At 59.0% G+C, this 17,016-nt stretch carries 17 protein-coding genes; 2 read left to right on the top strand and 15 right to left on the bottom strand.

Annotated elements, in window-relative coordinates; translation table 11 throughout:
* Positions 1 to 87 precede the first annotated feature (87 nt).
* The 14 genes from AC1RQK_RS13740 to AC1RQK_RS13675 all read right to left on the bottom strand — a co-directional run bounded on the left by AC1RQK_RS13740 (position 88) and on the right by AC1RQK_RS13675 (position 12,542).
* Positions 88 to 1,539, bottom strand: coding sequence for an NAD-dependent succinate-semialdehyde dehydrogenase (locus AC1RQK_RS13740; protein WP_492809360.1), 1,452 nt, complete (start codon positions 1,537 to 1,539; stop codon positions 88 to 90).
* A gap of 21 nt (positions 1,540 to 1,560) precedes the next feature.
* Positions 1,561 to 2,367 carry a 4-hydroxy-2-oxoheptanedioate aldolase gene (hpaI, locus tag AC1RQK_RS13735; protein WP_492809359.1) on the bottom strand — a complete coding sequence of 269 codons (807 nt, stop codon included), beginning with the start codon at positions 2,365 to 2,367 and terminating at the stop codon, positions 1,561 to 1,563.
* Positions 2,368 to 2,379: 12 nt separating this feature from the next.
* The gene (gene hpaH, locus AC1RQK_RS13730) at positions 2,380 to 3,195 is read right to left on the bottom strand and encodes a 2-oxo-hept-4-ene-1,7-dioate hydratase (protein ID WP_492809358.1); all 816 of its coding nucleotides are present in this window, start codon (positions 3,193 to 3,195) and stop codon (positions 2,380 to 2,382) included.
* Positions 3,195 to 3,629, bottom strand: coding sequence for a 5-carboxymethyl-2-hydroxymuconate isomerase (locus AC1RQK_RS13725; protein WP_492809357.1), 435 nt, complete (start codon positions 3,627 to 3,629; stop codon positions 3,195 to 3,197). Before AC1RQK_RS13725 ends, hpaH begins: the two co-directional genes overlap by 1 nt.
* Before the next feature lies 1 nt (position 3,630).
* Positions 3,631 to 4,494: a 3,4-dihydroxyphenylacetate 2,3-dioxygenase gene (gene hpaD, locus AC1RQK_RS13720; protein WP_492809356.1), complete on the bottom strand. Its 864-nt coding sequence runs from the start codon at positions 4,492 to 4,494 to the stop codon at positions 3,631 to 3,633.
* Between the two features lie 2 nt (positions 4,495 to 4,496).
* Positions 4,497 to 5,966: a 5-carboxymethyl-2-hydroxymuconate semialdehyde dehydrogenase gene (gene hpaE, locus AC1RQK_RS13715; RefSeq protein WP_492809355.1), complete on the bottom strand. Its 1,470-nt coding sequence runs from the start codon at positions 5,964 to 5,966 to the stop codon at positions 4,497 to 4,499.
* Between the two features lie 9 nt (positions 5,967 to 5,975).
* Positions 5,976 to 6,743 (bottom strand): fumarylacetoacetate hydrolase family protein, encoded by a 768-nt coding sequence (locus tag AC1RQK_RS13710; RefSeq protein ID WP_492809354.1) that lies wholly within the window; start codon positions 6,741 to 6,743, stop codon positions 5,976 to 5,978.
* Entirely contained in the window at positions 6,740 to 7,408 is a 669-nt protein-coding gene (locus tag AC1RQK_RS13705) for a fumarylacetoacetate hydrolase family protein (RefSeq protein ID WP_492809353.1), read from the bottom strand. The genes AC1RQK_RS13710 and AC1RQK_RS13705 overlap by 4 nt, the downstream gene beginning before the upstream one ends.
* Positions 7,409 to 7,534: 126 nt before the next feature.
* Positions 7,535 to 7,726 (bottom strand): hypothetical protein, encoded by a 192-nt coding sequence (locus tag AC1RQK_RS13700; RefSeq protein WP_458766313.1) that lies wholly within the window; start codon positions 7,724 to 7,726, stop codon positions 7,535 to 7,537.
* Between the two features lie 11 nt (positions 7,727 to 7,737).
* On the bottom strand, positions 7,738 to 8,331 hold the full coding sequence (locus tag AC1RQK_RS13695; RefSeq protein ID WP_458766314.1) for a 3-phenylpropionate/cinnamic acid dioxygenase subunit beta: 594 nt from the start codon (positions 8,329 to 8,331) through the stop codon (positions 7,738 to 7,740).
* A 19-nt stretch (positions 8,332 to 8,350) separates the two neighbouring features.
* Positions 8,351 to 9,145 (bottom strand): SDR family NAD(P)-dependent oxidoreductase, encoded by a 795-nt coding sequence (locus AC1RQK_RS13690; RefSeq protein ID WP_492809352.1) that lies wholly within the window; start codon positions 9,143 to 9,145, stop codon positions 8,351 to 8,353.
* A 13-nt stretch (positions 9,146 to 9,158) separates the two neighbouring features.
* The gene (locus tag AC1RQK_RS13685; RefSeq protein WP_492809351.1) at positions 9,159 to 10,499 is read right to left on the bottom strand and encodes an aromatic ring-hydroxylating oxygenase subunit alpha; all 1,341 of its coding nucleotides are present in this window, start codon (positions 10,497 to 10,499) and stop codon (positions 9,159 to 9,161) included.
* Positions 10,500 to 10,540: 41 nt separating this feature from the next.
* Entirely contained in the window at positions 10,541 to 11,539 is a 999-nt protein-coding gene (locus AC1RQK_RS13680) for a 2Fe-2S iron-sulfur cluster-binding protein (protein WP_492809350.1), read from the bottom strand.
* Between the two features lie 25 nt (positions 11,540 to 11,564).
* The gene (locus AC1RQK_RS13675; RefSeq protein WP_492809349.1) at positions 11,565 to 12,542 is read right to left on the bottom strand and encodes a Bug family tripartite tricarboxylate transporter substrate binding protein; all 978 of its coding nucleotides are present in this window, start codon (positions 12,540 to 12,542) and stop codon (positions 11,565 to 11,567) included.
* A 402-nt stretch (positions 12,543 to 12,944) separates the two neighbouring features.
* On the opposite strand from AC1RQK_RS13675, the gene AC1RQK_RS13670 reads away from it, so the two are divergent.
* The gene (locus AC1RQK_RS13670) at positions 12,945 to 13,724 is read left to right on the top strand and encodes an IclR family transcriptional regulator (RefSeq protein WP_492809348.1); all 780 of its coding nucleotides are present in this window, start codon (positions 12,945 to 12,947) and stop codon (positions 13,722 to 13,724) included.
* 23 nt (positions 13,725 to 13,747) lie between these two features.
* Here the strand turns inward: AC1RQK_RS13670 and AC1RQK_RS13665 are convergent, their stop codons facing one another.
* Positions 13,748 to 14,671 carry a LysR family transcriptional regulator gene (locus AC1RQK_RS13665; protein WP_458766323.1) on the bottom strand — a complete coding sequence of 308 codons (924 nt, stop codon included), beginning with the start codon at positions 14,669 to 14,671 and terminating at the stop codon, positions 13,748 to 13,750.
* Positions 14,672 to 14,952: 281 nt separating this feature from the next.
* Here AC1RQK_RS13665 and hisC point away from each other — a divergent pair, with 281 nt between their 5' ends.
* Complete coding sequence (hisC, locus tag AC1RQK_RS13660; protein WP_492809523.1) at positions 14,953 to 16,041, top strand: histidinol-phosphate transaminase; 1,089 nt, start codon at positions 14,953 to 14,955, stop codon at positions 16,039 to 16,041.
* The last annotated feature ends 975 nt before the right edge of the window (positions 16,042 to 17,016 follow it).

The following is a 17,016-nucleotide window of genomic DNA, read 5'->3' as shown; positions in this document are numbered from 1 at the left end:
TTTTATTCCTACTACTTTTCTATGACCGTTGCATACCGTTGCGCGACGGCCATTGCGGAAGTCGAGAAGGATTGCTCCTTCGTGTTCCTAGCCGCCCATACATAGGTACTTGGTATCGACGTACTCCTCGATTCCTAAGTAGGACCCTTCTCGGCCCATTCCCGATTGCTTGACACCGCCAAATGGGGCTACGGCGGTGCTAATGAGCCCGCTGTTGATGCCAACCATGCCATATTCCAGCGCCGACGAGACGCGCCACACCCGGCTGGCGCTCTCTGTGTAGAAGTAAGCGGCAAGTCCAAACTCAGTGTCGTTCGCCATCTGGATAGCTTCTTCTTCCGTGTGAAAGCGGATTACAGGTGCTACCGGGCCGAAGACTTCTTCCTTGGCCACTCGCATATCAGACGAGACGTTGACCAGAACGGTTGGCTCGAAGAATGTCCCACCGAGCTTGTGAACATTTCCGCCCACGGCAACGTTCGCCCCGTTCTCGAGCGCATCGGCGACTAGCTCCTGGACCTTCTGTAGCGCGGCCTTGTCAATCAGCGGTCCCTGCTGCACGTGGGGCTCCAACCCGCGCCCCACACGCAACTTGCTAACGGCAACAATAAGCTTCGCAACGAAGGCGTCGTACACCGCGTCATGAACTAGCAGGCGATTCGTGCAGACACACGTTTGACCGCTATTGCGGTACTTCGAGACCATGGCGCCTTCGACTGCCGCGTCGAGGTCTGCATCCTCAAAGACCAAGAACGGGGCATTTCCACCGAGCTCCAGTGACATCTTTTTAAGCGTCGGAGCACACTGGGCGGCAAGTATCCGGCCGACCTCAGTCGAGCCCGTGAACGTCAGCTTCCTCACTTCTGCACTGGAGGTCAGCACGCCGCCAATTGCACGCGCGTCACCAGTTATCACGTTGAGTACTCCGCGAGGAACGCCTGCCCGAGTGGCGAGCTCTGCCATGGCAAGTGCTGTGAGTGGCGTCTCGAGAGCTGGCTTGACGATAATCGTACAGCCCGCAGCAAGGGCCGGTGCAACTTTTCGCGTAATCATGGCCGCCGGGAAGTTCCACGGGGTGATTGCAGCGCAAACGCCAACCGGCTCTTTGGTTACGACAATTCTCTTGTCTTGCCAGGGCGAAGGAATCGTTGTGCCGTAAATGCGGCGCGCCTCTTCTGCGAACCACTGGACATACGAGGCTGCGTAGGTAATCTCCCCGCGGGCTTCCGCCAGTGGCTTACCTTGCTCGCTGGACATGATGACTGCCAGGTCCTCCTGATGCTGAATCAGGAGGTCAAACCATGCACGCAAAACACTGGCACGGTGTTCTGCCGTTTGTGCACGCCACGCGATGAAGGCGGCAGATGCCGACTGAATGGCTCTGTCAGCTTCTGAGCCACCCATCATTGGAACCGCCCCAATCCGCACCTCGGTGGCAGGGTCAAGAACGTCGACACAACTCTCGTCGTCGGCCTGGAGCCAGACGCCGTCGAGCAGACATGCGGATTTGAGCAGATTGGGGTCGTTCAGTACCATCATTATTTGCTTCCAGATTGAACGTCAATACACGGCGCCGTTCGAAGAGGCGCCCGCGTTGGTGCCTCCCTTGAACTTCGCGGCGAGGTCTTTGGCGGTCCTTACCAATAGGGTGGTGTCAACGCCGACTGCGACGAACAATGCGCCGGCCTCGATGTAACGTTGCGCCAACGCTGTATCCGCAGTCAGAATGCCCGGCGCCTTTCCGGAACGTCGCACCGCCTCAATACCGTCGAGGATGGCGCACTGAACGTCAGGGTGTCCTGGGTTGCCAAGGTGTCCCATCGACGCGGAGAGGTCGGCGGGCCCGAAGAACACACCGTCCACGCCTTTTGTGGCGGCGATAGCCTCGAGATTCAACAAGCCCTTCGTGGTTTCGACTTGCACCAGCACACACATCTCTTCATCGGCCTTGTGAAGGTAGCTGTCGACCTGGTTCCACCGCGACGACCTAGCCAGCGCACTGCCCACGCCGCGGATACCTCGCGGCGGATATCGTGTGGCCGCTACCATCTCGGCTGCCTGGTCAGCGGTTTCCACTACCGGCACGAGGAGTGTCTGTGCTCCGACATCAAGAATCTGCTTAATCAGCGGTACATCCCCGATGACCGGTCGAACAACCGGATGCACCGGGTAAGCTGCCACTGCCTGCAGTTGGGCGAGTATTTGCCGAACGTCGTTCGGCGCGTGCTCACCGTCTATCAGAAGCCAGTCGTAACCCGTCCCGGCCAGCGCCTCCGCGGCGTACGGGTCAGCCAAGCCAACCCAGAGACCAATCTGAACGCGCCCTTCCTTGAGAGCAGCTTTGAACGCATTGCGCGGAATCTCCATGGCAATGGCTCCTCAAACGAACCGGAAGTTCAGCACACCCAGTTGTCCATAGTCGGCCTCAAAGGTGTCGCCAGCCTTGGCTGCGACCGGGCGAGTGAACGAACCGGCCAGCACAATTTGACCGACTTCGAGCCGCTCACCCCACGGTGCGAGTTTGTTAGCTAGCCAAGCCACGCCGACGGCCGGATGACCCTGGACGCCGGCCGCAAGACCCGTTTCCTCGACGACGCTGTTCTGGCGCAAAATCGCGCCGCACCAGGGCAAGTCCAACTCATCCGGCGCAACTTTCTTGCCGCCAATCACAATGCCGGCATTCGCCGCGTTGTCACTAATCGTATCGAAGACCTTGCGCATGGCCTTGGTATTCCTGTCGAACTGCTCAATGCGAGAGTCAATGATTTCGATGGCAGGCGTCACGTACTCGGTCGCCTCCAGTACATCGGCCATTGTCACGTAGGGCCCCTTCAGGGGGGCCTTCAAGATGAAGGCAAGTTCCACCTCCACACGCGGTGCGATGAAGCGTGAGGCAGGAATCTCCAGCGTCTCGCCGCCCCGGCAGGTGAACAGCATGCTATCCAGCAGTGTTCCGTAGTCCGGCTCCGTAATCTGGCTCGCTTGCTGCATCGCGCGGGAAGTCAGCCCGATTTTGTGACCGATGACCTTACGGCCTTGCTCGAGCTGCAACGCGACCCAGGCGCGACTAATCCGGTAGCCGTCTTCCAGCGTAATTCCCTGGTACCGCTTCGAAAAGTGCTCCACTTGCACCCCGGTTTTCTCGGACTCGTGGAGTTCGGCAGCAAGCTGTTGAATGAGCGATTCATTAAACATCACATGACCTTTTGGAATAGAGGATGGAGATTGCCGAACTTGGCATCGAAGACCTCCGGACCGACATCGATTTGGAACGTCAGACCAACGCGGCGCTTCTCGAGCAACGGGCTGAATAGTGTCTTTGCCACGAGGGCAATCGTTTCGCCGGCCCGCTGCTGGATGGCTTCACTGCGCCCGCGCCCCATTCGTAGGTTGAGGTAGACGAAGCCATATTCACCGGACTCGCCGGCCAGGCGGCCGGCGGTGCCGCCATCGGCCACCGCAAAATGCGGCGCCGGGAATGCCAGCACTCTTACGCCGCCCGTAGGGAACACAGCCTTTCCGTCGTCGTCTTTCACCGTCAGCATGGCTTCGGCCAAACCATCGCACACAGCGGTCATGTCGACGTCTTGTTCCAGATTCCTGGAGTACAGAATAACGAGATGAGGCATGTCACACCTTTAGCGCTGTCACCGGAAACACGGCGTTAATCTGCCCGGTACCCGAGCTGCCGAAGTACGGCGTGACGACCTCCACAGGCTGGTCGTAGTCGGTCCAGCCCAGCGCACCGAGCAGCATCGCCGTGTCATGCATACCGCCCTCACCCCAGCACTTTTCGTTGTACAGAGGCAACATCGGGCAGAAGGTTTTGAAGTCACCCTTTTCCCATAGCTCCACCACGCGTCGGTCCACTTGCTCGAGGAACGGGTCCCAGACCTTGTGCATGAACTCAGGGGCCGTGCCGTTCTCGGCGAAGTGATGGCTCATAGAGCCGCTGGCCAGAATAGCCACCGTACCGTCGTAACGCTCCTCGATGGCTTGGCGTACCGCAAGGCCGAACTTGGCACTCGTGGCCAGGTCATGCCAGACGCACCAGCCCGACACGCTGACCACCTTGAAATGCTGGTCAGCGTTCATGTAGCGCATTGGCACGAGGGTGCCGTACTCCAGTTCCAGTGTTGTGTCGCTGTGAGCGCGGCTGGCCACGCCCATCTCGTTGGCGACATCAGCAATCAGATGCCCCAGCTCCGGATTGCCGGGGTATGCATAGGGCATGTTCTTGATAAAGTGGGGCAACTCGTTGCTGGTGTAGACACCTGAGAACTCCGGCCCACAGTTGATGTGATACTCGCTGTTCACCAACCAATGGACGTCAAATACAACGATTGTGTCCACGCCGAGTTCGCGGCACCGTCGGCCAATCTCTACGTGCCCGTCGATGGCCGCCTGGCGGCAGCCCTTGTTCGGCCCATCCAGCTCACTCAGGTACATCGACGGTACATGCGTGATTTTGGCCGCCAGTGCCAGCTTGCCCATGCTTATACTCCCCAGTGCGGAATGTGATGGTCGCCCATCGACACCGCGACGTTCTTGGGTTCACAGAACACTTCGTAGCTCCAAGTGCCACCCTCGCGGCCGGTGCCTGAAGCCTTGGTGCCGCCGAACGGCTGGCGCAGGTCACGTACGTTCTGGCTGTTGACGAAGCACATCCCGGCCTCAACTGCCGCAGCGACACGGTGAGCCTTACCGATGTTTTCGGTCCAAACGTAGCTCGACAGCCCGTACTCGATATCGTTGGCGAGCTCGATAGCGTGCGCTTCGTCGCGGAACGGAATCAGGCACGCCACCGGGCCGAAGATTTCTTCCTGGGCGATGCGCATGCGGTTGTCGACGTCTGCGAACACCGTCGGCCACACGAAGTTGCCGCCTTTCACGCGGTCACCCAGCTCCGGAGCGTACGACGGGCGGTCCAGGCCACCACACAGCATCGTCGCGCCCTCCTTCGGGCCAAGCTCGATGTAGCTGCGTACCTTGGCAAGGTGGGCTTGGCTAATCATCGGACCGACGATTGTCCTTTCGTCGAGGGGGTCGCCAACCACGATGCGTCGCGCACGCTCGGCAAACTTCTCTGCGAAGTCCTTGTAGATGCTTTGCTGAACCAGAATTCGGCTGCCGGCGGTGCAGCGCTCACCATTGTTCGAGAAAATCATGAACACGGCTGCGTCCAGTGCGCGTTCGAGGTCCGCATCCTCGAAGAGGACGAACGGGCTTTTTCCGCCTAGTTCCATGCTGAACTTCTTGAGGCCGGCTGACTTTACAATGCGGTTCCCCGTCACTGTCGAACCGGTGAAGGAGATAGCACGCACATCCGGATGAGCGACCAGCGGCTCCCCCGCGTCCTTGCCGTAACCGTGCACCAAATTCAGGACGCCAGCTGGAATGCCCGCCTCCAGCGCCAATTCACCCAGGCGCGCCGCGCTCATCGGCGACAGCTCGCTCATCTTGAGCACTGCGGTATTGCCGAACGCGAGGCACGGAGCCACCTTCCAGGTTGCCGTCATGAAAGGCACGTTCCAGGGGCTAATCAGGGCGCACACGCCCACCGGGTGGAACAGGGTGTAGTTCAGATGCGTCGGCGTCGGGTAGGTGTGACCGTCGACACGAGTGCACATCTCTGCGAAGTAGTAGAAGTTATCGGCAGCCCGCGGTACCAACTGCTTGCCAGTCTGCGAAATGGTTTGACCGCAGTCGTTGGTCTCGGTCTGCGACAGCTCAGGTACGTGCTGTGCAATCAGGTCACCGAGCTTGCGAACGCGACGTGCCCGGTCAGCCGCAGCCATTCCTGCCCACTTCGGGAATGCCGCCTTGGCTGCTGCGACTGCCGCATTGACTTCCGCTTCGCCGCCCGAAGCCACCTCGGCCAGAACTTCTTGCGTGGCCGGATTGACCGTTTCGAAGTAGTCTTTGCTTTCGACGGCCTTGCCGTCAATCAGATGATGAATACGCACAATGAATCCTTATCGCCCAAATACCGCATCGCCTACGATGGTGTTCTGGAGGGAACCAATCCCTTCGATTTCGCACACCACCTCATCCCCATCATTGACATTGACCACCCCATCCGGCGTGCCGGTCAGGATGACGTCGCCTGGCATGAGTGTCATGAAGCTGCTCAGATACTCAATCAGCGCGGGAATTTCATTAATCATGTCCGCCGTCGAACCCTGCTGAGTCACCACTCCATTGACGAGGGTGCGAAGTCCCAGTGCGTGCGGATTTGGGATGTCCGCAGCGTCGACGAACCATGGCCCGAGTACCGTGCAGGTATCCCTGTTCTTCACCCGCAGGTTGGGGCGATACCAGTTCTCTAGGTAGTCGCGGATAGCATAGTCGTTGCAGACCGTGTAGCCGGCGACGTGGTCCATCGCATCGGCAGTCTTCACATCCTTCGCTGGCTTGCCAATCACGACGGCAAGCTCGCACTCGTAGTGCATGAAGGTGGCGTCCTTGGGACGGCGACTCTGCGCACGGTGCCCAACGAGAGCTCCCGGCCCCTTTAAGAACACCAAGGGCTCGTCCTTTGTGGTAACTGTCAGCTCCTTTGCCAGCTCTTTGACGTGGTCCGCATAGTTCAGGCCCAGGGCGATGATGGTACCCACCTCGAACGGAGGCAGCCACACGACGTCTTCCTCGGCCACCACGCGGCCATCCGCTAGGCGTACGCCGTCGGGATGTTCCGTCCCCACATGAATCGCGCCGCCGTAGGCCACACGCGCAGTCTTCATACGACCACTCCTTCGAGACGTCCAATGCCTGTCGCAGCAATGGCGAAATTTTGCCCCGCACGTACGCGCGGCATGGATACAGGAATCCCGAGCAACAGGACATCGCCTGGCACCAGCGTCATGAAATCCGTGACGTCGGCCAGCAGCTTCGCTGCGGAGCGAATCCGCTGCGGGCGCACCGAAGGTTGTTCCTGCCCATCAACGAAGACCGTCAGAGCAATCTCGTCAGGTTTCGGCAAATCCGTCAGTCCGACTACTTCTGGTCCGATGAAGCACGAGCCGTCGCGGGCGTTGAACCGAACGGAAGGGCGATAAAAGCTATCGTGCGGGACGCGCAAATCCGCAACCAGCGTCACGCCACTGACGTAGTCAAGGGCATCTTCTTCCTTCAGACGTGAGGCGACTCGCCCAATAACCAGGCCGATAGTCGCTCCAATGTCCATTTCGTTCACGTCAGCAGGCATCGCCATCGACGCCCCCGTGGTGGAGAGCGTATTGCGCGGTTTTACGTACAGGACAGGCGCCTTGGGCGCGGCCTTGTACGGCGGTTTCTCAATGCTGTCACCAAGCTTTTCAAGCAAGGCACGGTCATTCGCCAGCGTGCCGTAGACCGTACCGGTGAGCCTGTATGGCGGTACGCCAACTGTGAGGTTGGACAGTGTCACTATTTCGCTCCATCAACTAGTGCTTTGCCTCGGTATCTGATTGGCTTGGGCGCGCACACCCAAGCCCGGAAGGGGCCGCTGATAGCGATTGCTCGCCAAGGGGCGGCCGCTACCAGGCGCATCGACTTATTCGACGATGCGTACGGCTTCCTCGCAATGGCACAGCTCTTCGGCCCCGACCATTGACGGGTCTTGCGGAGAGTCGATATACCGGACCTGCACCCAGATTCCATCGCCAATGTTGTCGATGACCTCGGCCACGGCATTGTTCTTCAGGACCAACTGTTGGCCAGCCTTCAGTTCCATAAAATTAATCATGGTTGCACTCCTCAGAAGAACATCGTCAGGTTCTTGGCCAGCAGCACGGTCTGACCGAGACTGATTTCGCGCCGCGCGAGCTTCCACTGGCCATTCACGCGACGCACAACGTCGTTACGCTTGCCGACGAAGTAGTACTCTTCGTATTCGCAGCGGTTCTGGTACATCACGAACCGGCTGCGAACCGAGACTTCGTCCTCACCAGCCGCATTGCGACGCACATCCGTAACCTGGACATTGGTTACGAGGCGGCAAAGACGGGAAAGAGGTTCCTCTGCCCAGTGCACGCCGGTCAGAATCTGCTCAGCCCGTTTGGTGAGAGTCCATTTCCCCTCGTTGAACCAGCTCATGTCTTTTTCGTAGCGGGTCTTTTCACGTTTCTCGTGCTCGCCGAACTTGACGTTGTAGGTCATCGGCATGAAGTACACGAGGTCTTCCGCGAGCGTCTCCAGCCATTCCTTGAAGCGACGCTCATCAAGCAACTCCGCCTCGTCGTAGAGGAACTCTTCCATCTCGCGCTTCAGGTCGTAGTACTTCGCGTCGCGGACGATGGCGGGCACTGCTGCAGGTGCCGCTTCTGCCTGAACTTCGGCAATCTCACTCATGATTTGTCCTTCCAGATTTCTATTGTTTCGACGGGACAGGGCCGCCTTGATGCGCGAAGCATCCAACGTCAACCACGGTGCCTGAGATAGTGGTGGCGTCGTCGGACAAGAGGAAAGCCACTGCGCGCGCCAGGTCTTCGCCCGTGGCGGTGCGCCCCGCGACTGTGCCCGCCACCTTCCTGCTCTTGAACACGTCAACGTCGCCGCCGACACGGCCAACACTCATCCCTGAGACGATTCCGCCGCCACCGGGAATTGCGACATTCACACGGATATGGTCGTGAAAGTGGTCATACGCCATGGCCATCGTCAGCGCGACAATGGCACCCTTGCTGGAAGCGTATGCGGCCATGTTCGGCTTGCCGTATCCAGCCCCAGAACCAATGTTCACAATCGAACCGCCTCCCTGGCTCGCCATCTGCGGTATCACCGCACGGCTGGTCAGGTAGGTTCCGCGGACGTTCACTGCGAAGATGCTGTCGAACAGCATAGGGTCAGTGTCGAGTACCGTTCCCAGTGGACCGATGGCGGCGTTGTTGACAAGCCCATCGATACGTCCAAAGCGCCTCAGAGTTTCCTCCGTCACACGGGCCACGTCCTCGGGATTTGAGACATCGGCTTCGCGAAGAAGAACTCGGTCGGACAGACCGAGATGTGCGATTTCTGCCTCCAGCTCTTCGAAGCCCTGCGCCGTGCTCGAAACCTGCGCTTTGCGCAAGCCGAAAGCCACCACGCTGTGGCCTCGTTGCGCGAGTAGCAGCGTGATTGCCTTGCCCAAGCCGAAGGTTCCGCCTGTTACGATAGTTACTGGCATTTCATTCACCTGTTCAGGCTGCAGCGGCGCGCGGTGCATCGTTCTTGCCGAGCAGGGTTTCCCAATCGGCGCCGTTCATGTAATCGCGCCAACGGCGGTAGAACTGACGCGGATTCTCTTCGCTCACCTGCAGGCTTACGTTGCCTTTAACCGGGTCGTTTGACTGCACTGCGCCCAGGGATTGCTGGTAGTTGTACGGGTAACGCTTCGCAATCACGCCGCGGCTGCCGGCGGTGGCGTAGTTCCAGTTCTCCATGTCATCCTGCTCGGTCATGCCGGCAGGGCCCGAATAGCGCATGTAGTACTTGCGCAGGAAATCCTTCACCTCTTGCGGCGCGCTCTTGTCGACCAGGAAGAAGCGCCACGCCTCGGTGGCCTCCGGCCCGTGCGGATGCCAGACGCAAATCGAGCGAGGCTGCTTGCCATGAAACGACGCGTTCGGGAAAATCGTGCCGACGAAAGGAACCAATCGAGCTTGGTTGCCCAAGCGGCGTTGGCGCTCCTCGTGGCAGTGGCGGAAGTACTCAGCCACAATCGGGTCGTTCTGGAACGTGTTCACGAACGGGGTGTTCTCCGGCATGATTGCGCTATGCACACCGTGACCCGACGGGAAGTTCACCCACACGTGCTTGGCGTGTTCCAGCTCATTGTCGCGACGACCCTTCACACCAGCCTCCGCGCTCGGGCCGATACCGATGAGGTCCACCGAGCGGTGGCTGACGTTGTGGTACGTATCGCCCAGGAAGTTCTCCGCAGCGAACTTCCAGTTGCAGGGAATAATCCACTTGTGGACACCCATCAGCACTTCCGAACCGCCTTCGCTGCCATCACGGCCATCGAGCGCCAGGTCGAGGTGCGTGCGCGCATCACCGAGGTATGTCAGGAAGTCCGGAGCGTCCTTGTCCCAAGTTGCCCAGATGGTGCCCTTGTAGTTGTAGAGCGTGGCCACTTCAATCAGCGACCAGTCTTCCTTCTGCAGGCAACCTTCATACAGATTCTTGAACTGCGGCACGCCGAACAGCTTGCCTTCGGTCGTGTAGCTCCAGCTGTGATAGGGACACGTGAAGAGCTGGGTGTTTCCATGGTCATACTGGCAGACCTTCATGCCGCGGTGACGGCATGAGTTCAAGAAGACGTGAATCTGGTTCTTCTTGTCGCGGGCCAGGATGACGGACTCTGCTCCCATCCGCGAAGTGAAATAGTCTCCCGGATTGGGAATCTGGCTTTCGTGACCAACAAACAGCCATGCGCGCGTAAAGACCTTCTCGAGTTCGTCGTCGAACACCGCTTTTTCCGAGAAGATTTCACGGCTAATCATGCCGTGGTCGGTGTCAATCATTGCGTTGTATTTCATGTGTCCTCGCTCTAAGTACGAATGGTGGTTACGCCTGCAAGTCAGGCAAATCGCTCGCAAAGCACGTCGCCACGGCGAAGACCTGCTTTGGCTGCTGCATCACGTCCTGCCTCCACCATCGGAGGCGGGCCGCACAGATAGACCTGGGTCCGCGGGTCGACTTCAATTTGGGCTATCAGGTCAGTCGCGTAGCCTTCGTGACATCCCTGAACTACGGCGCTCTCGGCAGCGTACTGCACCTGGAGCTGTGGGTTCTCACGCTTAATGGCTTCGATTTCTTCGGTAGCAAACAGGTGTTGGCCCGTTCGAACACCAACAAGAAGTCGTATCGGCGTGGTCGAGTAGGAGCCGTTACCGACAGCGCGAAGCATCGCGAGAAAGGGTGCAAGCCCAGTACCGCCGGCGACAAACAGTCGTGGGCGGTCGTCATTGCGAAGAAAGAAACTTCCACGCGGAGCGCTTACCTCAATCTCTGCCCCAGGAGCGGCTTCACTTGTGAGCCAGTTCGAGAACATGCCGCCCGGCACAATGCGCACGTAGAACACCAGCCGCGTTTGTCCCGACTCATTGGCCATCGAGTACGAGCGCCATTGCGTCTGCCCCGGAAGAAGCATGCGCACGTACTGACCTGGCAAGAAGTGCACCGGCTCGGCCACATCGACCTCGAGTCGAACGGTCTCTTCAGCAATGCGTTCGATTGCGTTCACACGGCCGCGCTGGGTCGGTGCTTCTTCTGCACTCGCTTCACTGGAGTCGTAGGGCAACTCAATCACCGCTGGTTCCAGCACGCGGGACACACAGCACAGCACTGCACCGTCTTCCCGCTCGTCGTCAGGCAAGACGCTCGGGTCGTAGTCGTCCAGTTCGAGGGAACCGGACACGCAGTTCGCCGCGCATGTACCGCACTGCCCATTCGAACAGTCGGTGAGGAGCGTCAATCCGGCGCCTGCTGCAACATCGAGAAGTTTTTCGCCCTTCTTCGCTTGGAGATGGTGTGTAACGCCATCAGCGAACAGAAGAGTTACCGGAATCGTTTCCATGCTTGTGGTCCTGCAAGTGATTCAGTTACTGGGGCTTGATGTTGGCCGCCTTGGCGACAGCGGCCCAACGCTTGATATCTGTGCTGATGCGTTCGGTCAGGGACTGCACATCGGTATTTCCGGGCTCCATACCGAGCGCGACGAACCGGTCGACCGTATCCTTCTCAGCCAGGATTTCTTTCAGACTGATGCGCAGTTTTTCGAGAATGGGCTTCGGGGTTCCTTTCGGTGCCATCAGGGCGGTCCAAATGGGGACATCGAACCCTGGTACGCCCGATTCCGCGACGGTGGGTACGCCCGGCCATGCCGCCGACCGCTTGGCGGTTGTGACGGCGAGAGCACGGATTCTTCCGGACTTAATTTGCGGCAGGATGGCGGCGCTATCCACACACTCGACATCCACCTCGCCCGCCATCAATGCAACCAGTGCTGGGCCCGACCCGCGGTAGTTGACCTGGTTGAACTTGAATCCGGACTTGCTTGCGAGAAGCTCAGACGCCAGTTGGAACGATGAAGAGATTGCGCCGTGATTCAGAGTGTCGTCTGGGCGTGTTTTCGCGAAGGAGACTAGTTCTGGGAAGGTCTTGACCGGCAGCGCAGCGTTCACCGCAACGACAAGAGGGTATGAGCCGAGCAACGCAACGGGCTCGAAGTCCTTGACCGGGTCGTAGGCCAGATTCGCCATCGTGACGGGATTGGTCGTCAAGCCGCCGCTAGACGAAACGAGAAGCGTGTAACCGTCAGCCGGCGCCTTTGCCACGAAATCGGTGCCAATCGCGGAGTTCGCACCCGGCTTGTTTTCCACCACGAATGCCTGCTTCAGGCGCTGCTGAAGCTTCTGGGACAACACTCGCGCAAGGATGTCATTGGTGCCACCAGGAGCAAATCCGACCACGATTTTGACCGGTCGCTCTGGATACCGCTCTGTGCTCTGGGCATAGCTCGGGACAGTCGCAGCGCAGAGAAATGCGCCTAATGCAGCGCCCCAAAGACGAGTGGACATGGACCAATTGGCCAATATGCGGGGGAACATACTTATTTGTCTCCGTGTTGCGGGTTGAGTTATTCTGTCCGTCTAGTGATATTTGAGTCCATTGTACGAACTAGCGAGAGATTGTCAAGGCGGGGAGATCAGTGTGTGGGCGATGACCGGCCACTCACGACGACGCCTTTTTGGGGTGACTCGAACGGCGACCGGACCCAGTCCATGTAGCCGCCGGGGTATCGACAAGTGGCATGGATGCTAGAAGTAAACGCAACTTGTGGGCACCGGTCCGCGTCCGTGCGGGGCGAGGTCAGGGTGCAAACTCCATGTAGAATTCCCAACAACCAGCTCCCGAGAGCCCCACGTTCCGGTAGTGACGAGGGCGCGCGGGTCGCAAACATGAAGGCTTACGAGAGAGCAATGGCAGAGGTTGAGAAAGAGAAGGGCGGCGAAGGTGTTCGCGCAGTAGACCGTGCACTAGACATCCTGCTCGCCTTTGGTGCCGGCGACCGTGAACTCACAGTTGCTGAACTGCTCAAACGTGTCGACTTAAGCCGTCCGACGCTTTACCGGCTGCTCTACACGCTCGAGCAGAATGGTTTTTTGACGGCTAGCGGAGACCCTCAGCGCTTTCGTCTTGGCCCATCCGTCGGCCGCTTGGCCTGGGCATGGACCTCTAGCTTCGACTTGGCGGAAATCGCTCAACCAGTCATGCGCAAATTGTGGGAAGAGACTGGGGAAACGGTGGCACTCTTTGTGCCACATGGCGCGACTCGACTCTGCATCGCTGAGATTCCCAGTCCACAACCGCTTAGTTTCAAGCGGGGTGTTGGCTACAGCGAGAAGATTTTCCGCGGCGCGAGCGGACGCGCTTTGCTTGCCTGGATGGACCCGTCTGCCGAGCAACTGCGCAAATACAGTGATGGGATGAAGCTCGACCTTTCAGAGCTCCGCAGTCAACTCGATGCTGTACGCAAGGATGGCTACGCGGAGAGTCATGATGAGCTTATCGCTGGAGCAGTCGCAATCGCTGCTCCGTTCTTTGACCAGAAGGAAAGCTTGGCAGGGTCAGTTGCCATTTTTGGGCCGAGCGTCCGCCTCGACAACGACCGCATCAAGGAACTCGCCGCAACGCTCCGAGAGCACACCGCAAGTCTATCGGCGCTCCTTGGCAGCACTTCGAGCCACCGCCAAGCCTGACGTTCGCGACCGCCTGCTGAGCACTACTCTCTGCCCATTGCGGTAGTGATGCGCGCATAAGAAGTGAGCATCGCGCTCAGCGTCTGCGCCTCGGGTGAGAGCCGCCGGGATGATTTCGACACCACTGCAACCCAATATGGATGCTTGGGCAGAGTTGTCGGAATCGCGACCACGCGGCGGCTCACCAGTGGGTGTTCAAGAACCGAGCGTGGTACACGCGCTAGTGCGTCCGATTCCAACAGCATCGATAGAAGACTGAAAACGGAATTGCACACGGCGGCGAAACGAGGTCTGCTCTCGCCGCTTTGGTCAAAAAGCTCCCAAGTACTGTCATCGGCTTCGGCACCAGATTGCGAGGTGTCCCCAATGACCACCCAATCGTACTTAACAAGGTCACGAATCGTCGCGCCGCTTGCACACGGGTGACCTGCCCTCCCGACAATCACTGGCTCCGACTGATACAGGCGCTCCACTCTCAGGTCGCTTGCATCGAAATTTCGTGGCAGCCGCATCACTGCCAGTTCAATCCGGTTCTCTCGTAAGGCTCTCAGCAATTCAAGGGAGACGCTTTGCGTTAGGCGAATCATGACGTTCGGCAGAGTCCGCCTGAAATCTTGGAGCACCGCCGGCACCAGCCGTATCGACGGTTCCACCGAAACGCCGAGGGATACGCTGGTCGAGGCGTTCTCGGAAACCTTCTTCAGCCAGTCTTCCGCCCGGTCCGCTTCCTCCAAGATGGACTTTGCAAAGTGCAGGAACGCTTCCCCTTGGGGGCTGAGAAGCACTCCCTTGGCACTCCGGTCAATGAATGTGATTCCGTATTCTTCCTCAAGTGCCGAGATGTTCTTGGTCAGTCCCCCTTGAGAAACATTGAGTGCCCGTGCAGCAGCACGAAATCCGCCGTGAGCTACTACTGCGACCAGTGCTCGGAGCTGTTGAATTGTCATGACTCTAGGACCCTATGCGACGACCTATCTCCTAGCAAGGTTCGTGCTCGAGATATGGCTCGCTTCTTGTGCACCCCCGTTGTTGCAACAAGGGGGGTTGTCTCCTTGTGATTCCAATCCGGAATCGCGATGTACCTCAAACGATGGCAGATATGCGGCATTGGCACCAACATTGTTGCAACTGGCACCGACCTCCATGGATGCGTCCATGGACACCGCCATTGCGTGCAACAACAGGTTGCAGACGTGCCACCGACAAACTCGACGCCATCCTTTACCATATGCCTGATTTCCCGGAACACATTCAAAAACTGCAACCATATGTACCAGGACTCGCCATCAACGCGCTAGCGAGTGAATTGGGCATCAGTCCTGACGATATTGTCAAGGTCGCTTCCAATGAGAACCCACTGGGTCCTAGCGTGCTGGCCAAGATGGCTCTCGCTGAGACGCCACCGGAAATCGCGCTCTACCCGGACAACGACTCTGTGGAACTCACTGCCGCGATTGCAACTTTCCACAACGTGCCACCTGAGTGGATTGTAGTAGGCAGCGGTTCTGAAGCAGTGCTGAGCATGGCCGCGGTGTCGCTTCTCACGCACGGCCGCCAGACCGTGTACTCGCAGTACTCCTTTCAGGCATTCGCAAGCGCGGCACAGCGTGTCGGTGCGACTGCCGTTGTCGTGCCGTCGCCAGACTTCCGCGTCGACCTGGACGGTCTGCTAGGCAAGATTAATGAACATACTGCCCTCGTCTATATCGCCAACCCTGGGAATCCCACGGGCACGTATATCGAAAACGAGAAAATTGAAGGCTTTCTGAAGCACGTTCCGAAGAACGTAGTGGTCCTGCTTGATGAGGCTTACTACGAATACCTGCCTGAACACGAGCGCTCGCGTTCAGTGGAGTGGGTGCGAGACTATCCCAATCTCCTTCTCACCCGCACGTTCTCCAAAGCCTATGGGCTGGCAGGTCTTCGCGTTGGCTACGGCATCGCACAACCGAAGGTGGCGGACATGCTCAGGCGGGTACGAGCGCCGTTTTCTGTGACCTGCATGGCTCAGATTGCTGCGGTGGCAGCGCTCAACGACACCGAGTTCCTTGGCAAGACGGCCGGATGCAACGCCACAGGGCTCACGTACCTGTATGAATCGTTGGACAAGCTGGGCCTCGAGTACATCCGGTCTCACGCGAACTTCGTACTCGTGAAGGTGGGGGATGGAGTCAAGATGAGCCAGCGTCTCAATCGCCGCGGTGTCATCGTACGCCCCCTGAAGTCCTATGGCTTGACTGAATGGCTTCGCATCTCAGTCGGCTCATCCTCTGAGAATGAGCAGGCGATTGCAGCCTTAGGGAAAGAGCTGGCGTAGTTGATGCGCGTTTCCCCGGAAGGAACAAGACCAGGTACCGGCACCGCTATGCGCTAATCGTGCAGAGGCTGGAGTGCGAATCAACCGGTCCATGCAACACTTTTCACTGCTCGCGCAGCTCCTAGTATGTTGCATCGAACGGTTGATTCCACAGCCGAACTCAGCCGTCGGGCCGATTCATGAACTGTACCCACCCCGCCTCGGCTCTCCCGTCCCGCAATTCGGCGATGAACAATGCCGCCCCCATAAGAGGCGGCTGACTGCAGTTGGAGTCCGGTGGACGACTACCAAGTTACGCGCATGGCGTCCCCACTGGACACGCGCATCACCCGATCGCCAGCGGAAGACGGTCGATCCGCGTCTTGTGTGAGGGCCACAAGTCGCCCCATGTCGGCTCGGACAGGAGCCTGCGGGCGTGCGCCGTCAAGGAAACTAGCGCCGGGTTGGTGCGTCCCGCAGGCGCAGCCGAGGACACGGCCCGGCACGCGTTGACGGCGCACGGCTGCGGGCAACAGTCGCGGACGAGGTGATGAGCGAAAGAAAACGGCTGGACAGCCAACCCCGGCCGCAGTTGGCGCAGGGCCCACGCAAGCGAAGCGCAAGCCTGGATCAGGCATCCGGGCCGAAGGCGCCATCGGTGACGCCGGCCGCAGCCATCAGCGGCCGCAAGGCGGCGTCTAGATCAGCCACCAGTGCCGCGGCGTTCAGCATGGCAAGTGGCACCGCTGCGCACATCGGGCGAGAGCGTGGCTGAGGGTCCTGAAAGGTAGGAGAAAGGTCGCGATTCATATGGAAATTGGGCAAAAAAAAGGCGCCCCCGAAAGAGCGCCATGCGGTTGAACGGGATCGAGCCTAAAGCAGGCTGGGTGCTGTCGGCTGTTTCGTGTGGCACTCAACAACCAGACGCGCGGACGAGGACTTGAGTGACTTGGCCGGTCTCGCGTGCATCGGCGGAAACACTGCTGCAGCCGCTCG

Source organism: Cupriavidus sp. GW822-FHT02D05, from assembly GCF_058802485.1.
Note: the sequence above shows the minus strand (reverse complement) of the source record. Positions and strands in the feature narration are given on the sequence as shown.